The 22196-nt window shown below is 36.1% G+C and carries 24 protein-coding genes; all 24 read left to right on the forward strand.

Features of this window, described 5'->3' with window-relative positions:
- Positions 1 to 2 precede the first annotated feature (2 nt).
- The 24 genes from pepV to AB6B24_RS08205 all read left to right on the forward strand — a co-directional run bounded on the left by pepV (position 3) and on the right by AB6B24_RS08205 (position 22183).
- The gene (pepV, locus tag AB6B24_RS08090; protein WP_015426145.1) at positions 3 to 1421 is read left to right on the forward strand and encodes a dipeptidase PepV; all 1419 of its coding nucleotides are present in this window, start codon (positions 3 to 5) and stop codon (positions 1419 to 1421) included.
- 102 nt (positions 1422 to 1523) lie between these two features.
- Positions 1524 to 1883: a holo-ACP synthase gene (acpS, locus tag AB6B24_RS08095; RefSeq protein ID WP_021468491.1), complete on the forward strand. Its 360-nt coding sequence runs from the start codon at positions 1524 to 1526 to the stop codon at positions 1881 to 1883.
- Positions 1884 to 1927: 44 nt separating this feature from the next.
- On the forward strand, positions 1928 to 3031 hold the full coding sequence (gene alr, locus AB6B24_RS08100) for an alanine racemase (RefSeq protein WP_163646541.1): 1104 nt from the start codon (positions 1928 to 1930) through the stop codon (positions 3029 to 3031).
- Between the two features lie 160 nt (positions 3032 to 3191).
- Positions 3192 to 3620, forward strand: a complete 429-nt coding sequence (locus AB6B24_RS08105; protein ID WP_195935707.1) for a Spx/MgsR family RNA polymerase-binding regulatory protein — start codon at positions 3192 to 3194, stop codon at positions 3618 to 3620.
- A 137-nt stretch (positions 3621 to 3757) separates the two neighbouring features.
- Positions 3758 to 5065: an NAD(P)/FAD-dependent oxidoreductase gene (locus AB6B24_RS08110; RefSeq protein WP_311802423.1), complete on the forward strand. Its 1308-nt coding sequence runs from the start codon at positions 3758 to 3760 to the stop codon at positions 5063 to 5065.
- Between the two features lie 125 nt (positions 5066 to 5190).
- Positions 5191 to 6108, forward strand: coding sequence for an ABC transporter ATP-binding protein (locus AB6B24_RS08115; RefSeq protein WP_010905586.1), 918 nt, complete (start codon positions 5191 to 5193; stop codon positions 6106 to 6108).
- Complete coding sequence (locus AB6B24_RS08120) at positions 6105 to 7607, forward strand: ABC transporter permease/substrate-binding protein (protein WP_015426150.1); 1503 nt, start codon at positions 6105 to 6107, stop codon at positions 7605 to 7607. The genes AB6B24_RS08115 and AB6B24_RS08120 overlap by 4 nt, the downstream gene beginning before the upstream one ends.
- Positions 7608 to 7868: 261 nt before the next feature.
- Positions 7869 to 10289: a cell wall anchor protein gene (locus AB6B24_RS08125; RefSeq protein WP_369164457.1), complete on the forward strand. Its 2421-nt coding sequence runs from the start codon at positions 7869 to 7871 to the stop codon at positions 10287 to 10289.
- Between the two features lies 1 nt (position 10290).
- Positions 10291 to 10917, forward strand: a complete 627-nt coding sequence (locus tag AB6B24_RS08130; protein ID WP_017864740.1) for a hypothetical protein — start codon at positions 10291 to 10293, stop codon at positions 10915 to 10917.
- The gene (locus AB6B24_RS08135) at positions 10901 to 11353 is read left to right on the forward strand and encodes a hypothetical protein (RefSeq protein ID WP_021469838.1); all 453 of its coding nucleotides are present in this window, start codon (positions 10901 to 10903) and stop codon (positions 11351 to 11353) included. Before AB6B24_RS08130 ends, AB6B24_RS08135 begins: the two co-directional genes overlap by 17 nt.
- A gap of 95 nt (positions 11354 to 11448) precedes the next feature.
- Positions 11449 to 12288, forward strand: coding sequence for a thymidylate synthase (locus AB6B24_RS08140; RefSeq protein WP_153241273.1), 840 nt, complete (start codon positions 11449 to 11451; stop codon positions 12286 to 12288).
- Between the two features lie 106 nt (positions 12289 to 12394).
- A complete protein-coding gene (locus AB6B24_RS08145; RefSeq protein ID WP_311803169.1) occupies positions 12395 to 12841 on the forward strand; it encodes a MarR family transcriptional regulator in 447 nt (148 codons plus the stop codon).
- A complete protein-coding gene (locus AB6B24_RS08150) occupies positions 12838 to 14211 on the forward strand; it encodes an MFS transporter (protein WP_369164460.1) in 1374 nt (457 codons plus the stop codon). Before AB6B24_RS08145 ends, AB6B24_RS08150 begins: the two co-directional genes overlap by 4 nt.
- A gap of 222 nt (positions 14212 to 14433) precedes the next feature.
- Entirely contained in the window at positions 14434 to 15186 is a 753-nt protein-coding gene (locus AB6B24_RS08155; RefSeq protein WP_311803172.1) for an SDR family oxidoreductase, read from the forward strand.
- A gap of 13 nt (positions 15187 to 15199) precedes the next feature.
- On the forward strand, positions 15200 to 15568 hold the full coding sequence (locus AB6B24_RS08160) for a DUF2255 family protein (protein ID WP_311804348.1): 369 nt from the start codon (positions 15200 to 15202) through the stop codon (positions 15566 to 15568).
- A 35-nt stretch (positions 15569 to 15603) separates the two neighbouring features.
- On the forward strand, positions 15604 to 15918 hold the full coding sequence (locus AB6B24_RS08165) for a carboxymuconolactone decarboxylase family protein (protein ID WP_260311080.1): 315 nt from the start codon (positions 15604 to 15606) through the stop codon (positions 15916 to 15918).
- A gap of 12 nt (positions 15919 to 15930) precedes the next feature.
- A complete protein-coding gene (locus AB6B24_RS08170; RefSeq protein WP_311803173.1) occupies positions 15931 to 16224 on the forward strand; it encodes a putative quinol monooxygenase in 294 nt (97 codons plus the stop codon).
- A 15-nt stretch (positions 16225 to 16239) separates the two neighbouring features.
- Positions 16240 to 16641, forward strand: a complete 402-nt coding sequence (locus AB6B24_RS08175; protein ID WP_047206524.1) for a cupin domain-containing protein — start codon at positions 16240 to 16242, stop codon at positions 16639 to 16641.
- Between the two features lie 11 nt (positions 16642 to 16652).
- Positions 16653 to 16949, forward strand: a complete 297-nt coding sequence (locus tag AB6B24_RS08180) for a hypothetical protein (RefSeq protein ID WP_047206523.1) — start codon at positions 16653 to 16655, stop codon at positions 16947 to 16949.
- A gap of 137 nt (positions 16950 to 17086) precedes the next feature.
- Positions 17087 to 17797: a phosphoribosylaminoimidazolesuccinocarboxamide synthase gene (gene purC / locus AB6B24_RS08185; RefSeq protein ID WP_047206522.1), complete on the forward strand. Its 711-nt coding sequence runs from the start codon at positions 17087 to 17089 to the stop codon at positions 17795 to 17797.
- Between the two features lie 55 nt (positions 17798 to 17852).
- Positions 17853 to 18116: a phosphoribosylformylglycinamidine synthase subunit PurS gene (purS, locus tag AB6B24_RS08190; protein ID WP_010906021.1), complete on the forward strand. Its 264-nt coding sequence runs from the start codon at positions 17853 to 17855 to the stop codon at positions 18114 to 18116.
- Complete coding sequence (gene purQ, locus AB6B24_RS08195; protein WP_311803174.1) at positions 18116 to 18787, forward strand: phosphoribosylformylglycinamidine synthase subunit PurQ; 672 nt, start codon at positions 18116 to 18118, stop codon at positions 18785 to 18787. Before purS ends, purQ begins: the two co-directional genes overlap by 1 nt.
- 219 nt (positions 18788 to 19006) lie before the next feature.
- Positions 19007 to 21226 (forward strand): phosphoribosylformylglycinamidine synthase subunit PurL, encoded by a 2220-nt coding sequence (purL, locus tag AB6B24_RS08200; RefSeq protein WP_311803176.1) that lies wholly within the window; start codon positions 19007 to 19009, stop codon positions 21224 to 21226.
- A gap of 111 nt (positions 21227 to 21337) precedes the next feature.
- Positions 21338 to 22183: an oxidoreductase gene (locus AB6B24_RS08205; RefSeq protein ID WP_311803178.1), complete on the forward strand. Its 846-nt coding sequence runs from the start codon at positions 21338 to 21340 to the stop codon at positions 22181 to 22183.
- Positions 22184 to 22196: the final 13 nt, after the last annotated feature.

Here is a 22196-nt window from a genome sequence, read left to right on the forward strand (position 1 = left end):
TTATGACAACTATTGATTTTAAAGCCGAAGTTGAAAAGCGTAAAGACGCTTTGATGGAAGATTTATTTAGCCTTTTGCGCATTGATTCTGCAATGGATATGGAACATGCAGATGCTGAAAATCCATTTGGTCCTGGTCCAAGAAAAGCATTGGATGCATTCTTGAAGATTGCTGAACGTGATGGTTATACAACTAAAAATTATGATAATTATGTTGGACATTTTGAATACGAAAATGGTGCAAGCGATGATGCAGAAGTTCTTGGAATTATCGGTCACTTAGACGTTGTTCCTGCAGGTTCTGGTTGGGATTCAAATCCATTTGAACCAGAAATTCGTAATGGAAATCTTTATGCTCGTGGAGCATCTGATGATAAAGGTCCAACTGTTGCATGTTACTATGCCCTTAAAATCTTGAAAGAACTCAATCTTCCATTAAGCAAAAAAATCCGTTTTATCGTTGGAACAAACGAAGAAACTGGTTGGGCAGATATGGATTACTATTTTGAACATTGTGAATTGCCATTGCCTGACTTTGGTTTCTCACCTGATGCTGAATTCCCTATTATCAATGGTGAAAAAGGAAATATTACAGAATATCTCCATTTTGCAGGCAAAAATGCTGGAGAAGTTGTTCTTCACAGCTTTAAAGCTGGTCTTGCCGAAAATATGGTTCCAGAATCTGCAACAGCAGTAATTTCAGGTGCTAAAGATTTACAAGCTGCACTTGAAAAATTTGTAGCTGAACATGCAAGCAAAAATCTTCGTTTTGACCTTGAAGAAAGTGCTGGAAAAGCGACAATTACACTTTATGGTAAATCAGCACATGGTGCGATGCCAGAAAAAGGTGTAAATGGAGCAACTTACCTTACTTTATTCTTGAACCAATTTAATTTTGCTGATGGTGCTGCTGCTTTCATTAAAGTTGGAGCTGAAAAACTTCTTGAAGACCATGAAGGTGAAAAGTTGGGAACAGCTTATGTTGATGAATTAATGGGGAATACTTCAATGAACGCTGGTGTTTGGTCATTTGATGAGAATTCTGAAGGTAAAATCGCGCTTAACTTCCGTTTCCCACAAGGAAATAGTCCAGAACGTATGCAAGAAATTCTTGCTAAACTTGATGGTGTTGTTGAAGTTGAACTTTCAAAACATCTTCATGTTCCACATTATGTTCCAATGTCAGACCCACTTGTATCAACATTGATTGATGTTTATGAAAAACACACAGGCCTCAAAGGTTATGAAACAATCATTGGTGGTGGAACTTTTGGTCGTCTTTTAGAACGTGGTGTTGCTTATGGTGCAATGTTTGAAGGGGAGCCTGATTCAATGCACCAAGCTAATGAAATGAAACCTGTTGAAAATATTTATAAAGCGGCAGTAATTTATGCTGAAGCAATTTATGAACTTACAAAGTAATTTATAAAATTAAAGAGTTTAGTGACTAAACTTTTAAGGGTTTAAAAATCTGGCATAATTTGCCAGATTTTAACCTTTTATTCCATAAATAGAGGTGGAAAAATGGTTTTTGGAACAGGTGTTGATAATGTAGAGCTTTCTCGAATTCAAAAAGCACTGACACGTTCTGAACGTTTTGTGGAACAGGTTCTTACGGCAGTGGAGTTAGAAAAATATAATAGTTTTCAATCTACCGCTCGTAAAACTGAATTTCTTGCGGGACGTTGGGCAGCAAAAGAAGCTTTTTCTAAAGCTTACGGTACGGGATTTGGTAAGGCTTTAGGCATGCATGACCTTGAAATCAAAAATGATGAATTAGGAAAACCCTATTTTACTAAACATCCTTTTGATGGACAGGTTCATTTATCTATCTCGCATAGTAATTTAGAAGCTGTTGCTTTTGTTGTTTTGGAAAAGAATTAAGAAGTAATAAAAATTTTTGCTTAAACTAGAGGAAGGTTTAAAAGATGAAAACTTCTCCACATCGCAATACGTCAGCCATTGTTGACTTAAAGGCGATTAGAAATAATATTGAAAAATTTAAAAAGCATATTCACCCTAATGCGGAAATTTGGCCAGCAGTGAAAGCAGATGCTTATGGGCATGGCTCGGTTGAGGTTTCTAAAGCGGTGAGCGATTTGGTAGGCGGTTTTTGTGTATCAAACCTTGATGAGGCAATTGAATTACGGAATCATTTGGTAACTAAACCAATTTTAGTTTTATCAGGAATTGTTCCGGAAGATGTTGATATTGCAGCTGCTCTTAATATTAGCCTTACTGCCCCAAGTTTAGAATGGCTAAAATTGGTTGTTCAAGAAGAGACAGAACTTTCAGATTTAAAAATTCATATTGGTGTAGATTCTGGTATGGGTCGGATTGGGATTCGGGATGTTGAAGAAGCGAATCAGATGATTGAACTTGCTGATAAATATGCGATTAATTTTGAAGGGATTTTCACTCACTTTGCGACCGCCGATATGGCTGATGATACAAAATTTAAAGATCAACAGGCAAGATTTAACAAAATTATGGCCGGCTTATCACGTAAACCAAAATTTGTTCACTCAACTAATACGGCCGCCGCTTTATGGCATAAAGAACAGGTTCAAGCTATTGAACGCTTAGGTATTTCAATGTACGGCTTGAATCCAAGTGGTAAAACTTTGGAACTTCCTTTTGAAATCGAACCTGCTCTCTCTTTAGTTTCTGAATTGACTCATATTAAAAAAATAGCCGCAGGCGAAACAGTTGGTTACGGTGCAACTTATGAAACAAGTGAAGAAACATGGATTGGAACTGTTCCAATTGGTTATGCTGATGGTTGGACTCGTCAAATGCAAGGCTTCAAAGTACTGGTAAATGGAGAATTTTGTGAGATTGTTGGTCGAGTTTGTATGGATCAAATGATGATAAAACTTGATAAATCTTATCCTCTAGGAACAAAAGTTACCCTGATTGGTCGTGATAAGACTAATGAAATCACGACGACAGATGTTGCTGATTGGCGTGGAACGATAAATTATGAAGTGCTTTGTTTACTTTCTGATAGAATCAAACGAATTTATAAATAAAATGAAAAAAACTGTATTTTTGCAGTTTTTTTCATTTGGGTTAAAAATAAATTAATTCCTAATCTTTTCCTCATGATACCCTTTACAAATTGTCTTTTTATGGTAAAATATAATTAAGAGATAAATGAGTAATTCATAAGAAAAAGATGAGGTGAACACTATGATAAAAATATACACAGTAGCATCTTGTAGCTCTTGTAAAAAAGCAAAAGAATGGTTGGAGAAACAAAATCTTGCTTACCAAGAAATAAATTTGGTTACGAGTCGAATTGGTAAGGAAGATATATTAGAGATTTTAGCATTGACTGAGGAAGGAACTGGAGATATCATTTCTAAAAGAAGTCAAGCTTATCAACGATTAAACATTGATTTTGAAACGATTAAATTAAACGATTTGATTCAAATAATTGAAGAAAACCCAACGCTCTTACGTCGACCTTTAATTGTCGATCATAAGCGACTACAAGTTGGTTACAACGATGATGAAATTAGAAAATTTTTACCAAGAAAAAAGAGAGAGATTCAAATTAAAGTCGCAACAGAGGCTTCTTATAATTTCGATATTGAAGAACAATTTCATGAAGGATAATTCAGTAGTTAGGCTACTGAATTTTTTCTATATAAAGCAAAATAGTTTATTATTTTAAAGAAAAAAAGTAGAATTAAGCTAAAGTGTTGTATCATGAGTACATTTTAAAGATTTATTAATAATTAGGAGGCTAAAGAATGTTTGATTATATTATTATTGGTGCTGGACCTGGTGGGCTAGGATTAGCTTATCGTTTAAAAACTAAAGATAACAAAATCGGAATTATTGAAAATGATAAATGGGGAGGAACTTGTCCAAACTATGGTTGTGACCCAACAAAAATGATGATGGCAGTTGTGGAAGCCAAAAGTCGTGTCGAACAGTTAAAAGGGCAGGGTATTTCTGGTGAATTAAACATTGATTGGAAAGGGCTGAAAAGTCGTAAACTAAATATTACTGACCCTTATGAAAAATCAACTTTTACTGGTTTGAAAAATGCCGGGATAGAAACAATATATGGCAGTGCCACATTTAATGACCAAGGAGAGCTTGAAGTTGAAGGGAAAACGTATCAAGCTAAAACTTACATTATCGCAACAGGAAGCCGTCCACGTCTTTTAGATATTGCTGGAAAAGAATTTTTAAAAACAAGTAATGATTTTTTAGCACTTGAAGAATTTCCCGCACAAATCAGCTTTTTAGGGAGTGGGCCAATTTCATTAGAACTGGCTCAAATTGCTAAAGCGGCTGGAAGCGATGTTACTATTATTTCACGTAAAAAAGCGAAAGCTGCTCATTTTGATGAAGAAATGGGGCAAGAATTTATTAATTACCTTAAAGCTCAAGGTATTAAATTTATCGAGGATATTTCTGTAAATAAAGTCGAAAAAATTGCTGACGGATTTTTACTGACTGACGGGACTGATTTTGAACATAAAACAGATTTAGTGATTGCGGGAGTAGGCCGTCAGCCAAATAGTGATAAGCTAAATTTAGAAAAAGTAGGTGTCGAAACGGATGCTAAAGGCATCAAGGTAAACGAATATTTGCAAACAAGCAATTCTAAAATTTATGCGATGGGAGATGTACTTTCTAAAAATCAACCTCATTTGACGCCTGTTTCTTCTTTTGAAGGAGCTTATTTAGGTGCAAATTTAGTTAAGGATGAACCGCAAAAAATTGCTTATCCAGCAATTCCTACAATCATTTTTGGAACGGCAAAACTGGCTGAGGTTGGCCACTTGGCAGGTGAGGGGATTCATACCAAGACTTTGGATTTAAGTTCTTGGTATACTTATAAAAGAATTAATGACCCCTTGGCAAAATTAAAAGTTGCACTCAATGAAAAGCGAGAAATCGTGGGGGCATCAACGGTGAGTTCAGTGGCTGATGAAGTGATTAATTTAATTAATATTTTAATTCAACAAAAAATGACTTTGGCGGATGTTGAAAAAATGATTTTCACTTATCCAACAGTGGCTAGTGACTTAGAATATTTTTACTGACAGAAAATAAATTACTACCGACATTATAATAGTAGAAACAATAAGTTACGGCAGAATAAATTTTTTACTGACAGACTTTATTTTCAAGCTGTCAGTAAATTTTACTGATAGAAATGAGGACATTCATGATTGAATTCCAGAATGTGTCCAAGGCTTTTGCTAACAAAAAAATTCTTGATCATGCTAATTTTACAATTAAAGACCAAGAGTTTTTTGTGTTAGTGGGGCCGAGTGGAAGTGGGAAAACGACCACTTTAAAAATGATTAATCAATTAGTCACTCACAGTGAGGGAAAAATATTAATCAATAATGAAGAAATATCAACAGCAAATTTACGAAAATTGCGCTTATCTGTGGGCTATGTGCTGCAACAAATTGCACTCTTTCCTAATTTGACTGTCTCAGAAAATATTGCTTTAATTCCTGAAATGAAGGGGTGGGATAAAGCAAAAATTGCTGACAGAACCAATGAGTTACTTGATTTAGTTGGTTTGAATCCTAAAGATTACGCTCAACGCCAACCTAGTGAATTATCAGGTGGTGAGCAACAGAGGGTAGGAATTTTACGAGCCATTGCCGCAAATCCCAAAATTGTCTTAATGGATGAACCTTTTTCAGCACTTGACCCAATTTCACGACGTCAGTTACAAATATTTATCAAAGACTTACAGAAAAAAATGAATTTAACAGTGGTCTTTGTGACACATGACTTAGATGAAGCACTCTATTTAGCTGACAGGGTCGCTGTAATGAATGATGGATTAATCCAACAAATTGCTGAACCAGCAGATATCTATCAACATCCGGCAAATGATTTCGTTAAAACATTTTTTAAAGAATACCGTCAGAATTTATCAACGGTTTCTGTTGAAAATTTATTACTGACAGAGCTGTCAGTAAATCCAGAAGCGCAAGAAGTTGCTGACAATACAGCTATTTCGGAAATAATTAATCGTCTTTCTGATAAGGAAGTTTTAAAATACAAGGGCAAGTCGATTTCCTCAGATGATATTATATGCTATATCGCAGGAGGTGATAAATGAATCAGTTAATTTCAACTTTTCAAAGCCAGCAAGGCCAATTTTGGCAGGCGCTTTTAGAACATATCCAGATTTCATTAATATCAATTTTTATTGCAATTCTGATTTCGATTCCTTTAGCTTTATTGCTGCGACGTCTTCCGAAAATTGCTGAACCAGTTTTGCAAGTCACTGGAATTTTTCAAACTATACCTAGTTTGGCACTGCTAGGACTCTTGATTCCATTCATCGGAATTGGAAGTTTACCAGCAATTGTCGCCCTTGTTGTTTATGCGATTTTCCCTATTGTTCAAAATACTTATACTGGTTTAGAGCAAATTGAACCTTCTTTAATCGAAGCTGCAACAGCATTTGGGATGAATCGAAGAGAACGATTGATGAAATTTGAGCTCTCATTAGCGATGCCCTTTATCATGGCAGGAATTCGGACGAGTACAGTTATGGTCATTGGTACCGCAACACTAGCTGCTTTGATTGGTGCTGGAGGCTTAGGAAACTTTATTCTGCTCGGAATCAACATGAATGATGTTTCATTGATTTTAATTGGAGCAATTTCATCAGCACTCTTAGCGATTATTTTCAGTAGTCTTTTAAAATTTTTAGAAAAAGCAAAGATAAAAACAATTCTCATCAGTTTTTTCATTGGCTTACTCGTTCTTGGAGGCTCTTATTATCGACCTCAAACTTCTAATCATCCACAAATTACAATTGCTGGTAAATTGGGAGCAGAACCTGATGTTTTGATTAACATGTATAAACTAATGATTGAAAAAGATAGTAATATTCGCGTGAACTTAAAATCTAATTTTGGTGATACCACTTTCTTATACAATGCCTTGAAAGCAGGAAAAATTGATTTATATCCTGAATTCACAGGAACAATTACTTCAACATTTTTGAAAGATCCAGTGAGTTCAACTGATCCTAATGTCGTTTGGCAAAAGGCAGAAGAAGGAATAAAAAAACTTAATCAATTTACATATCTGTCTCCAATGAAATTTCAAGATACGTATGCAATTGCCGTCAAATCTGATTTTGCTAAAGAGCATCAGCTCACCAAAATTTCTGATTTAGCGAATGTTTCAGGTTTAACTGCAGGCTTTGACGTTGAGTTTGCTAATCGTTCAGATGGAAATATTGGTTTGAGAAAGCTTTATGGTCTTGATTTAAATGTCAAAACCATGCAAAATAGTTTAATTTATAAAGCACTAAATTCTGGTGCTGTGAATGTCGCTGAGGTTTATTCTACTGATAGTCAAATCAAGCAATATAATCTGACTGTCCTGAAAGATGATAAAAATCTTTTCCCACCTTACCAAGCAGCACCATTGATGAAAGAAAGTTTATTAAAAAAATATCCTGAACTCAAAAAGATTCTCAATAAACTGTCAGGAAAAATTACTGACCAAGAGATGATTGAGATGAATTATGATGTTAATGTCAAACAAGAAGATGCTGCAAAAGTAGCAGAAAGATATTTAAAATCTAAAGGATTGATTTAAAAGAAAAAGTCATTTTATAATGGCTTTTTTGCTTTAGATGATAAGAAAATCTAAAAGCGCGTGTAAAAGTGCAAGAATATGATGTTTTGGTGCTTTAGTGAAAGAGTAGCCTACCACTTTTGGTGGGCTTTTTTGTATTCTAAAAGTCTTGTTTTTAAATTAAGTTAAAATGATTACTTTATTTTTACCAAAGCTTCTAATTAAGCGTATAATGTTAAATAATCAGAAAACAAAAAATATTCACTAAAAGGAGATTTTGCATTGGAAAATCAGAAAAAGCACTTTCAGATGAAGTCACCAAGTAAATTTTGGTTACTTAGCACTGGAATTCTTTTAAGTTTGTTAGTGACTAGTCACCCTTTAGCAGTAAAGGCTGATGAAAATTTGGATGTTACACCACCACCAAGCCAAACTGAAGCTGTCACCAATCCAACTGTAAATTCTTCTCTTGCCGTGTCTGATTCGACAACCGAAGGAAATACAGGAAGTTCACAGGCAGAAATGCAAACTAAAGCGGCGGCCTTAATAGTTTCACAGGCGAGCACAGCCCCAAGTGCCAGTTCAGTTTCATCATCTTCAACCAGTTCGGCTCAGGCTTCAAGTGGAGAAGCAAGTTCTAATTCTTCAGATATTTCAGCTTCATTGAGTTCAAAATCCTCAACTTCAAAAGCCCCAAATGTTCCCCTTGATTCATCAAAAGCAAACGTCACAATGGCTTCAAGCCTATCGGCGAGCGGAACAATCATAAATCCTGCTCTCACAAATGGTTCAATTGCCAGTCAAGCCAATGGTCAAGACCCTGTCATAAGCTCGATTTCTGCGACAGGTTCAGTCGCCAATGACATTACAGGACCAGCCACGCTAGATGATATCAATATTACAATCAAGGCTAATAATCTTGTACCCAATAATTTTCTGACCCCAGACGGTCTACATTGGTCAGAAAATACACAAGTTATTCCGATTGTGGGTCAGGCAACAGGTCAAATTAGTGCTGAAAATTTTGGTGGAACGGACGGCCCGACCATACCTGCGACCACTTATACTATGAATGCAGGAGATTCTGGACGAATTACTAATGTTGGAACAACCCTAGCCGGAACCAATCTAGATTTGATCTACAAAGTCATTTCAACAGATGAATCAAGCTGGCAAGCCCCCGCAGAAAGTACGTCTGACTGTCCGATTGGATTGGCTTTTACAGGCGAACAAAACATTGCCAACTCCGACGGAAACTCGATTGTCGCCCTCTACTACGGGGCAAATAATGTCAATCTCAATTATCAAATTGTCATACATAATACGAATTTTCAAATCCCTGTTCTCGCCTCTTTTATCACAACAGATATTGATATGGCCCAAGGAGTCAAAACCAATCTTGCCAACCTTTTAACGGTCATTCCAAAGACCACTAATCTTGCGACAGATTCAAGTGGTGTTATTTATGATACGACAAGCCCTGATACCAACTTGAATGGTCAAGCTAGTCTCCCTTATGGCGGTTATCTGGGTGTCGGTTTTCTGTCAAACTTTGACTATGATTTTTACAGTCCAGCGCCAGTTCGTAGTGGAAATTCTTATCAATATTCCCAAGGCGTTCGCTATGACCTTTTTGGTTCGGCGCTTCAAGCGCATTTAACCACACAAGTTCGTGATATTGTTTATCTTAACTACTATGATGCGGACGAAAACAATCAGCTTATCGTTCCCCAACATCAATTTATCTGGTTTCCAAATGTTTCTTGGAATGTTTCAGCCAGTAAATTCCCACATTATGCTTATGGACAAGAAAGTCAGCACAGAAATGGGAACACAATAATAGTCGGTGATTATTATCATATCCAAAGTACCGTCACTTATGATTATTATGGTACGGACGGTATTTATCTAGGACAACAATCAATCACGGGGCTTTATAACAAGCCATATTCGGTCAATGTCCCTTATAACTTTGGTAATTACTACATCGAAGGAAGCACCACAGAGTCAGGACTTTATCCGAAAACTGATGAAACGTTAGATGTTTACTACAAATATGTTCCACCGATTGTTTATTACAACACGAGCAATCCCTATGCGACGACTTATTATGTCAATGGTTATGAATATGTACCGAATTACATTGCGCCTGTGGTTTATTATGCACCAACTTATAATGAATATAATTCTGGTGGGGGATATGGTTATGACGGAGGTACTCCTTATTCTGGTGGGAATGGTTACTCATCAGGAGCTGGATATAGCTCTACAAGTGTAGCTTCAAGAGGAGGTTATTCTCTTTATGTTCCACAATCTGCTTATTACTCTAAAGAAGCTCAGCTTGTAGCAGAAGAAGGGGCAAGAGCAGAAAAAGCCGATGAGGGAGGTTTCAATTTAGGAGAAGAAACAAGAGATGCTGTTCTTGGCAAAGGCATGAGTGAGTTTAGTAAATGGGCTCTTTACGCTGAAGATGACACCGGATATGGAATCATTATAGATTATGGAATGCAAAAAGCCGAGGGAGAAGATACGGCTGATGCTCTCACTAAAACAGGAGCACACTTTGTATTGGGGGAGGCTGGAATGGCAGCCGGTATGGCTATACCAGTTCCGGGTTTGGATGTTGTAGCTGGGTTTGCATTCGGGTTTATTCTCAATACAGGATTTGACTTTTTATATGATAAATTAAGGAGGAAACGTTAATATGTCAAAAATAGTTAATAACATGACTCCTTTAGGATTTGTAGATAAAAGTAGAAAGAAACGATACTATATCAATCAGAATACAAAAGAAATTTATGTAGCCGAGGAACCTACTCAAAAATCAATAAGTATTATAATGTTTGCGATAATTGTTTTTCCTACTTTTCTTTCTTCTTGGGCTGAAAAGAGTTCTAGAAACTTTTTTATCCATACTAACTTTAAATATAATATTTTAATAATATTTTTGATTTTATTGGTCACACTATCAGTAATTGTATTAGAGATTTTCTTTTTTGAAAAATTGTACACTCATTATGTCAAACGAATAAATTATCAAAAAGAAGAGATTTCACTAGCTATGAAACAAAAAATACTTTCTACGGGAATTAAGATGTGGTATTTTACAAGAGTTTTACTTTTTGTAGTTCCATTTATATTTTTGGGATTAGCCATCAGTTTTATTATGACCTCTCAGTTGACCATACTTGTTTTGACTGTCTGTTTTGCACTGTTAATTCTAATCCTTTTTCCAATTACAAAAAGAACTTTCCAGACAATTGGAATATTAAAAGGACTAGTACAATTATCTAGGAATGTAAAGGATGTAAAGGATGAAAGAAGAGATTGACGAAAATAAAGAAAAAGAAGTGATTCAAAAAGCATATAAATATAATATCTTTCTTGGAATCTGGATTATCGCTGTATTCATCATTTTTTTGCTACAAATAACAAAAATTATTACAGACCAATATTTAACTTTAGGTTTTGGTTTAATTATTTTAATTTATGCGATTGCTCTTCATACCCAAAATCATAAATTAAAAATAAAAAGTATTGCTTCGATTTTAGTATATGGTCTTAATATCTTGAGTGTTATTGGTGTTGTTTTGATTATTTTAGCAAATCAGGCGCATAATCTTTTGGAGTTAGCGGTAGGGGTCTTATTGGGATTGGTGACGCTTATCTTACAAGTTTTAGCTGCTATTTTTGCACTATTGTCAGCGAGAAAATTGCGAAAACTCTATCCTGATATTCTTGATAATAGAAGAAAGAATACAAATTAGTATCTTATTTTTTACAAGTAAATATTTGATAAATGCTATTGAATCAAAATAGCAGACTGTGTTATAATGAAAGGAATAAAAAGATAGGAAGATTCATGACTTACGCAGACAAGATTTTTAAACAAAATATCCAAAATATCCTTGATAACGGTGTTTTTTCAGAAAATGCACGTCCCAAGTATAAGGATGGTCAAACCGCAAATAGTAAGTATGTAACAGGCTCTTTCGTTACTTATGATTTGCAAAAAGGTGAGTTTCCAATTACCACTTTGCGTCCAATTCCAATTAAATCGGCAATTAAAGAATTGATGTGGATTTATCAAGATCAAACAAGTGAACTTGCTATTCTTGAAGAAAAATATGGAGTCAAATACTGGGGCGAATGGGGAATTGGCGACGGTACGATTGGACAACGCTATGGGGCAACAGTCAAAAAATATAATATTATTGGAAAATTATTGGATGGTTTAGCTAAAAATCCATGGAATCGCCGTAATATCATTAATCTTTGGCAATATGAAGATTTTGAGGAAACTGAAGGACTTTTGCCTTGTGCTTTCCAAACAATGTTTGATGTTCGCCGTGAACAAGATGGTCAGATTTACTTGGATGCGACTCTTATTCAACGTTCAAATGATATGCTTGTTGCGCATCATATCAATGCCATGCAATATGTCGCTTTACAAATGATGATTGCAAAACATTTTTCTTGGAAAGTTGGAAAATTTTTCTATTTCGTAAATAATTTGCATATTTATGATAATCAGTTTGAACAAGCAAATGAGTTAGTTAAACGAACAGCTTCTGAAAAAGAACCCCGTTTGGTGCTCAATGTTCCTGACGGAACAAACTTTTTCGATATTAAACCAGAAGATTTTGAGCTTGTGGACTATGAACCGGTAAAACCTCAATTAAAATTTGATTTGGCAATTTAGATTAACTAAAAAGTTACTGACAGAACTCTGTCAGTAACTTTTTTATTGATAAAAATTTAAATATTGTTCGTTGACGAACAAAAAAGATTGTGTTATAATGATTCGTATGCGAACTAAAAAAGAAGCAATTGGACGACTTTTAAAAGTTGCCAGTAATCAAATGTCACGAGAGTTTGATAATTTTGCAGCTCAGCTTGATTTGACGGGTCAGCAAATGTCAATATTAGATTTTCTTGGAAACCAGAGTGAAGAAGACTCAGAAAAAGAAATCAGTCAGACGATGATTGAATTAGAATTTAATATCCGACGTTCTACAACAACGGAAATTTTGCAACGTATGGAAAAACGGCAGTTGATTAAGAGAAGAGCGAGCCCAACAGATGCTCGTCAAAAATCAGTTGAATTAACTGAAGAAGGCAAACAATATCTACCTGAAATTAGAACATATATCCAAGGACATAATCAAAAAGCTTTGGCGGGTTTGTCAGCAGAGGAGATTGTTGCAGTTGAAAAATTTCTTAATAATTTTAGCATGCAGAAAGGAAAAGAATGAACACAGAATTAGAAACAAATACAGCCAATCATAAAATTAGCGCGAAAACGCGCTTTTCAATTGTCGCCGTGGCCCTTGTGGCTTTTATGGGGATATTAGCGGAAACAAGTTTAAATGTCACGTTTCCAACGCTTGAAAAGACCTTCGGACTTCCACTGAGTACGGTTCAGTGGGTAACAACTGCTTATTTATTAGTTGTTGCGATTGTTATGCCGACAAGTTCATATATTAGTCAACGTTTTCAAAATAGGACTTTATTTTTTTCAGGATTAACCTTTTTTACCCTTGGGGATTTACTGAGTTTAATTTCTCCAAATTTTACTATTTTAATGGCGGGACGCTTAATTCAAGGAATCGGGACTGGTATTGCCATTCCATTGATGTTTAATCTTGTCTTAACTAAAATTCCGCGTGAGACAGTAGGACTTTGGATGGGATTTGCTGGGATGATTTTGAGTATTGCCCCAGCGCTTGGACCGACTTATGGTGGACTTTTAACAGGAACTTTAGGTTGGCGAATGATTTTTGCAATTATTTTAATTATTCCAATCTGTCTTTTCCCTTTAGGAGCTTGGGCTATTGAGAAAAGTGAAAAAATACGTCCAGGCAAATTTGATTTTATTGCTTTTATATTTTTGTCATTAGTAATGACCAGTGCTCTTTTAGCTTTAGATTCACTTTCAAGTGCTCAATTTTCATGGATCTGGTTAGTGGTCTTTATCTTGGGGTTGATTGCTTTTATTTGGCGTTCAAAAACAAGTACATTGAATTTTATTGATATCAATGTTTTCAAGAGCCCAACTTTTACTTTGTCTGTCCTAGTTTATTGTATTTTACAATTTGTCAATTTGGGAATTAACTTTATCATTCCTAACTTCTTACAAGTTTCGTTAGGAGCTACAAGTACATTAGCAGGTTTTGCTTTATTGCCTGGTTCATTAATTGGTTCAGCAGCTCAAGGTCCAATTGGTGCGCTCTATGACCGCAAAGGGGCCAGGGGGATTTTATATAGTGGAAATACTGTATTCTTTATTGCTCTTGTTTTATTAACGATTTTTACTAAGAATCTGACTTTACTGGGTGTGATGGGACTTTATGTTGTATTCACAATCGGTCGTTCTTCAAGTTTTGCAACGACCATGACCAATAGTTTAGCTCAACTTCCTCATGATAAAGCTGCCTCTGGTAATGCTTGGTTTACTACAACTTCTCAATTTGCAGCGTCAGCAGGAACGGCTACAGCTAGTCTTATTGCAACAAAATCAAGTAATTTAACAACAGGAACTCAACATGTATTTGTGTTTTTCCTTTGTCTTGCTTTGCTTAATTTTGTCTTCTATACTTTGATTTTGAACAAGAAGATAAAATAATCTGATTAAAAAAGTTTCGTAATGATACGAAGCTTTTTTTATAATTTAATACAGTATGCTTAAAAAGCATAATTATTGATATAAAAAGCATTTCACGGCAGGTAAAAAATATTTTATAATAAAATCATCGAAAAGATAAAGCAATGTGAAGCTTTTGAGTTGACTTGAAGTGAACTTCAAGGAATATAATAAAAATAGAAGTTAAAAATGAATGGAGAAAAAATGTCAAACAATATTGAAAACAAAGTCGTCTTAATCACAGGAGCATCAAGCGGTATTGGCCAAGCAACTGCTGAATTACTTGCTGAAAAAAGAGCTAAAATTGTACTAGCAGCAAGGCGTGAAAATCGTTTGCAGGAGCTGGCTGATAAAATTAAAAAGGCTGGTGGACAAGCAATCTATCAAGTGACAGATGTAACTAATCCAGAAGATAATAAAAAGTTGGTACAATATGCGAAAGAAAATTTTGGCAAAATTGATGCTATTTTCTTGAATGCAGGAATCATGCCAAGTTCCCCTTTATCAGCTCTTCATGTTGAAGAATGGGAAAATATGGTTGATATTAATTTAAAAGGTGTACTTAATGGGCTCGCTGCTGTACTGCCTGAATTTACAGCTCAAAAATCAGGACATGTTATCACAACGAGTTCAGTTGCTGGCCTAAAAGCATATCCCAATGGTGGTGTTTATGGGGCAACAAAATGGGCGGTTCGTGAATTAATGGAGGTACTCCGAATGGAATCTGCTCAAGAAGGAACTCATATTCGGACAGCTACTATTTATCCGGCTGCTATAAATACTGAGTTACTGAATACAATCACTGACAAAGAAGCAGCAGAAGGAATGACAGCTCTTTATGAACAATATGGGATTAGTCCAGAGGCAATTGCTCGCATTGTTGCTTTTGCTCTTGAACAACCTGAAGATGTTAACGTCAGCGAGTTTACTGTTGGACCTACAACACAACCTTGGTAAAAAAGGAGAAAAAATGGAAATTGATGTAAAAAAGTTTTCTAAGCTACAAGATATTTATATTAGCCCAGACCCGCAAGAACATCGTCCTGCTTGGATTTGGTTTGCTTATATTGATGATGATTTAGCGGTAGCAGCAGGTCGTGGGACGGCGTCAAGTTGGTGGAATTCGGCAATGCATTCACGTAAGGGTCAAATTCACATTGACGGGAAAGTCTATCAAGTGGAATTTGAACCTGTGACGGATAAAGAAAATATTGATAAATTTATTGATTCTTATCGACAACGTGCGGGTCAGAGCTGGGACCCTGCTTGGGAGAAAAATTTTAGACCGACAGTGATGCGCCTAAAATTTTTGAAGGAACTTGGAAAAAGCACAAGATAGAATACCTTGAGAATTGAAGAAAATTGGAGGTTAAAATGGAAAAACAAACCGCAGGGCATGAACAACTTGGAGAATTTGCCCCAAAATTTGCTGAATTAAATGACGATATTCTTTTTGGAGAAGTCTGGAGTCGTGAAAAAGAACTTTCAGCACATGAACGTAGTGTCATTACGATTACTGCTTTGATTGCTGGTGGAAATTTTGAACAATTAAATTTTCATATGACAAAAGGAAAAGAAAATGGAATAAGTCAGGAAGAAATTTCAGAAATAATTACGCATCTGAGCTTTTATGTGGGGTGGCCAAAGGCTTGGTCGGCTTTTAATATTGCAAAAAAAATTTGGGAATAAGAGGGGAAAGCTATGACAATTACGGTCAACATTTTGTACCAAGGTGAGGGGGAGAATGCCCGCCTCTTTGCTGATGAAATGGTCAGTTCTGGTCTTGTCGATAAAATACGTCAACAAAGTGGAAATTTACGTTATGAATATTTTGTTCCTTTGGATAATAAACAAGCAATTCTATTGATTGATGAATGGGAAAACCAAGAAGCAATTGATCTTCATCATAAAAGTCCGATGATGGCAAAAATTGCTGAATTGAGAGAAAAATATCAACTGCGCCTAAAGATAACGCGTTATCAACAGATTGATTAGAAAAGAGAGAACGAAATGAATAAAAAAGAATTAGAGAATGCACTTATTTTTCCTCAAGGTGAAAAAAATCCTTATGGCGCTTATTTTACTGGCCAATCTTATTTAGAAGGAATGATTGCGGATAAAGACTTGCCCTTTGGTGTGGGAAATGTGACTTTTGAGCCGGGCTGTCGTAATCATTGGCATATTCATAAAGATGGTTATCAAGTTTTATTGGTTACAGCCGGTGAGGGATGGTATCAAGAAGAGGGTAAGGAGGCCCAACTTTTACATGCGGGCGATACGATTGTTACTCATGCAGGAGTTAAACATTGGCATGGAGCGACAAAAGATAGCTGGTTCAGTCATGTGGCCATTACCGCGGGAGAAGCAGTTTGGTTGGAAGAAGTTTCTGATGAGTGGTATAATACTCTCTAAGAGGAAACGAGATGAAAATAATTGCAATTTGTGGTAGTTTAAAATTCATTGAAGAGATGAAAGTTCAAGCTGAACTTTTGGAACTGACGGGAAATTGTGTGCTGAGTGTAATATATCCAACGAAAGAGATGATTGATTACAAGCCTACTGAAATTAGCGCTTTTTCAAGTGCACATTTTAAAAAAATTGATTTGTCTGATGCAATTTTTGTAGTTAATAAGAACGGATATATTGGCGAATCTACATACAAAGAAATCATTTATGCTGAATCAAAAGGGAAAGAAATCATGTATTTAGAAAAGGAATAAGTGCTATTTCCGAACATTCAGAAAAACCGAACAATAAATTGAAAAAGTTCTAGTTTTATCCGCTAGAGCTTTTTTTATTTGGCTCATTAGAATAGAATAAGAAGCATAAAGAATTCCTTAAATGGATGGAGGATAATGTGGAAAAAGAAAAGTTGCTCTATGAAGGAAAAGCTAAGAAACTGTATTTTACTGATGATTCAGAGGTGCTCTGGGTGGAATATTGTGACCAAGCGACTGCATTAAATGGTGCTCGTAAAGAACAGATTAGAGGAAAAGGTGCTCTAAATAATCAAATTACTTCATTAATTTTTGAAAAATTAAATGCTGAAGGTTTAGAAACGCATTTTATAGAAAAGCTATCAAAAACCGAACAATTGAATAGAAGAGTTTCAATAATTCCTTTAGAAGTTGTTTTAAGAAATGTTGTTGCTGGTTCTTTTGCCAAACGATTTGGTCTTGAAGAAGGAATTGTTTTACAAGAACCAATTGTTGAGTTTTACTATAAGGATGATGCTTTAGATGACCCATTTATTAATGATGAACATGTTAGATTCCTGAACATTGCAACTTATTCAGAGATTGAATTTTTAAAGAGTGAAACGCGTAAAATCAACGAGATTCTTAAAAAAATCTGGGCTGAAATCGGCTTAACTTTGGTTGATTTCAAACTTGAATTTGGCCGTCTTGCTGACGGAAGAATTATTCTTGCTGATGAAATTTCACCTGATACTTCACGTCTCTGGGATGCGAATGGTCAGCATATGGATAAAGATGTTTTCAGACGTAATATTGGTGATTTAGTTGAAACTTATACTGAAGTTTTGAATTTGTTAGAAAATGCGAAATAAATGAGTTCTAGTTTTTAGGACAGTTCCTCACATCTTATATAGAAAGAATTTTAAAATGACTAAAGTACGTGTTTACGTGGCTTACAAAGCCTCAATTCTTGACCCTCAAGCCCAAGCGATTAAAGCGGCAACTCATAAAATGGGTTATCAAGAAGTTACAGAATTAAATGTTGGAAAATTTTTCGATTTTGAATTTGATGCAGAAGCTGAGATTGCTCGCGCAAAAGCAATTGAAATTGCCAATGAATTGTTGGCAAATCCAAATATGGAAACTTATAAAGTTGAAATTTTGAATGAACAAAGCGAAGGAGCTAATTAATGAAATTTGCAGTCATTCAATTTCCAGGGTCAAATTGTGATTTTGATTTACTTTGGGCAATTCGTGATGTTATGGGAGCTGAGGCAGAATTTGTCTGGCATGATGAGAAGTCGCTTGCAGGTTTTGACGGAGTGTTGATTCCAGGGGGCTTTTCTTATGGTGATTATTTACGCTGTGGTGCGATTGCGTCATTTGCCAATATTATGCCGGAAATCAAACGTTTGGCTAAAGAAGGAAAACCGGTTTTTGGCACTTGCAATGGATTTCAAATTTTGGTTGAATCTGGGCTTTTACCGGGTGTATTGATTCGCAATGAGGAGTTGAAATTTGTTTCCAAATGGCAAGCTCTTAAAGTTGAAAATAATCAAAGTAATTTTACGACTGAATATGCCAAGGATGCTTTGATTAATTTACCAATTGCTCATGGTGAGGGTCAATATGTTGCTGACGAAGCTCAGCTTGCTGAACTTAAAGCAAATGGGCAAATTATTTTTACTTATGCTGACGAAAATCCTAATGGGTCAGTTGAAAATATTGCTGGAATTGTCAATAAAGAAGGAAATGTGCTTGGGATGATGCCTCACCCTGAGCGGGCCATGGAAGAACTGCTTGGTGGCGCTGATGGAGTACATTTGTTTGCTTCTGTCTTGAAAAACTTTGTTGGAAAATAAAAAAATTACTGACAGAATTTAGATTTTAAAAAACGAATCTGTCAGTAAATTTGTAATTTGAAATAATTGAATTCAGAGCGCTGAAAGCTTTTAAAGTTGAGAATATACAAGTTGCATTTCTATTGGAACCTATATTCTTTAGACTACTAATGCAGTAAATTGGGCTGTAGTTTTCTACGTTTTTAAGCAAGCGTTTCTCATATCTTATAGGAGAATAACATGACTTTGGAGATGTCACCAGAACAGATTCAAGAAAGCAAAATTTACCGTGAGTGGGGACTGACGGATGAAGAATATTTGAAAATCAAGGATGAGATTCTTGATGGCCGTTTGCCAAACTTTACGGAAACTGGGATGTATGCCGTGATGTGGTCAGAACATTGCTGCTACAAAAATTCAAAACCTGTCTTAAAAAAATTTCCGACGACTGGGCCACAAGTCTTGATGGGGCCTGGTGAAGGGGCTGGGGTTGTGGATATTGGTGATAATTTGGCGGTTGTTTTCAAGGCTGAATCTCATAATCATCCATCTTACGTTGAACCTTATGAAGGTGCAGCAACTGGTTCTGGTGGTATTATTCGTGATATTTTTTCAATGGGAGCTCGTCCAATTGCAATTTTGGACAGTTTGCGTTTTGGACCAATTGACAATGGTAAAACACGTCATATTGTGGACCAAGTGACAGCTGGGATTGCGGGATATGGAAACTGTATTGGAATTCCGACGGTTGGTGGCGAAGTAGCCTTTGATGAATCTTACGCTGGAAATCCTTTGGTGAATGTCATGTGTGTGGGCTTGATTGAACATAAACACATACAAAAAGGACAAGCTAAAGGTGTGGGGAATTCTATTTTTTATGTCGGAGCGAAAACAGGACGTGACGGCATTCATGGGGCGTCTTTTGCTTCTAAAGAATTTGGTTCTGGTTCAGAAACACAACGTTCAGCGGTTCAAGTCGGTGATCCATTTATGGAAAAATTATTGCTTGAAGCTTGTATTGAAGTCATCCAAAATCATGGCGATATTTTAGTTGGAATTCAAGATATGGGAGCAGCTGGATTGGTTTCATCTACATCAGAAATGGCTTCAAAAGCTGGGTCAGGCCTGCGTCTTAACTTAGATAATGTGCCTCAGCGTGAAACAGAGATGATTCCTTATGAGATGATGTTGTCTGAGTCACAAGAGCGTATGGTGCTTTGTGTCAAAAAAGGACATGAACAAGAAATTATTGATTTATTTAAAAAATACGACCTTGATGCTGTGAATATTGGGCAAGTGACTGATGATGGCTTTTATACGCTTTATCATAAAGGGGAAATGGTGGCTCATGTTCCAGTTGATTCATTGGCGGAAGATGCCCCAACTTATTACCGTGAGGCAAAAGTTCCTGAGCGAATTCAAAAATTTACTGACAGTGAAAAATATCTTCCAGAAATTACTGACAGCTCTGTCAGTGAAATTTTCAAAAAACTTTTGGCTCAACCGACAATTGCTAGCAAGAAATCAATTTATGAAACTTATGATTCGCGCGTGATGACCAACACTGTTGTTGCACCAGGCTCAGATAGCGCAGTTTTACGAGTGCGTGGAACTAACAAAGCACTTGCGATGACAACGGACTGTAACGCTCGCTACCTCTATCTTGATCCAGAAAAAGGAGGAGCAATCGCAGTTGCTGAAGCGGCTCGTAATATCGTGGCCTCTGGTGGAAAACCGCTTGCGATTACTGACTGTTTGAACTTTGGAAATCCGGAAAAACCAGAACAATTTTGGGAATTAACAACGGCGGCTGACGGAATTTCACGTTCTTGTTTGGCTCTTGATACACCGGTTATTTCAGGAAATGTTAGTCTTTACAATGAAACAAACGGTTCAGCTATTTTACCTACGCCGATGATTGGAATGGTTGGTTTGATTGAGAATGTAAAAAATATTACGACTCAAGAATTTAAAAAAGCGGGTGATTTGATTGTTTTGGTTGGTCAAACCTTTGATGATTTTTCAGGTTCTGAACTTCAAAAAATGCTGACAGGCGAAATTTCTGGCAGAATTGATTTTGATTTAGAAACTGAAAAAATCAATCAAGATTTTGTTTTAAAAGCAATTACTGACGGATTGGTCAGCTCAGCACATGACTTGGCAGAAGGAGGATTGGCGATTGCTCTAGCTGAATCTGCTTTTGCAAATGGCTTAGGCGTTGATGTGAAAGTTGATTTAACCAATGCCCAATTATTCTCAGAAACGCAAGGTCGCTTTATACTCTCAATTTCACCAGAAAATCAAGCTGCTTTTGAAAAATTACTGACAGAAAGTTCTATCAGTGGCGAAGTAATCGGAAAAGTTACTGACAGCGGAATTTTGGAAATGAATGAACTTTCTATTTCTACTGACGAAGCTGTCAGCATTTATGAAGATGCGTTGCCAGCTCTGATGAAATAAAAGTTGATATAGATGTCTTTTTTTACTTAAAATTAATAAAAATCATTTACTTTACACTAAAGAAACAAAGAAGTATAATTTTGTTATATTTAATCGAAAGAGGGTTTCAAAATGCAAAAAGATGAAGTATGGCTTGTTACTGGAAGTTCAACGGGTTTTGGTAGAGCTTTGGTTGAAGAATTAATTGCTCGAGACTATAAAGTAGTTGCTACTGCTCGGCAATTATCAACTTTGTCAGAGCTTCCTGACAAAGAAAATATTTTAAAAATAAGTCTTGATGTGACGAAAGGAGATTCTATTCAAAAAGCTGTTGCTGAAACAATCGCTAAGTTTGGACGAATCGATGTTCTGGTTAACAATGCAGGATTTGGCTATTTTGGTGTCATGGAAGAATCTGATCAATCAGCAGTGCGTAATATGATGGACACAAACTTCTGGGGAGCGAATGATATGACCTTAGCGGTTCTACCCTATATGCGTAAACAAAAATCGGGGCGTATTCTAAATACGGTATCCCGTGGTGGACTGACAACAACTGAAAACCTTTCTTATTATCATGCTACAAAATTTGCTATGGAGGGACTTTTTCAAACGCTCCGAAAAGAAGTTGAACCTTTAGGGATTTTTGTGACAAATATTGAACCTGGTTCTTTTCGGACAGATTGGGCAGGGCGTTCCAAAGAGAGTGCGCCAGATAAGTTTTCAGATTATGAAAAGGCGCATAAACTGCTTGAACATCTAAATTCATATTCTGGCACTCAGGTAGGGAATCCAGCATCGGCAGCCAAAGCATTTATCAAAGTTTCCAAACTTGAAAATCCACCAATGCACTATCTTATGGGCAAAGATGCTTACCAACTTTCTAAACAAGTTTTTGAAGAAGCTCTTGCCGAATTTGAAAAATATAAAGAAGATGCCAAGCATCTTGATTTTGGAGAAGAAGATTATTGGAAATGATTTTTCCGAACAA

Origin of the sequence: Lactococcus sp. AK05, from assembly GCF_041026685.1 — a bacterium.
In the GTDB taxonomy this organism is placed as follows: domain Bacteria; phylum Bacillota; class Bacilli; order Lactobacillales; family Streptococcaceae; genus Lactococcus; species Lactococcus lactis.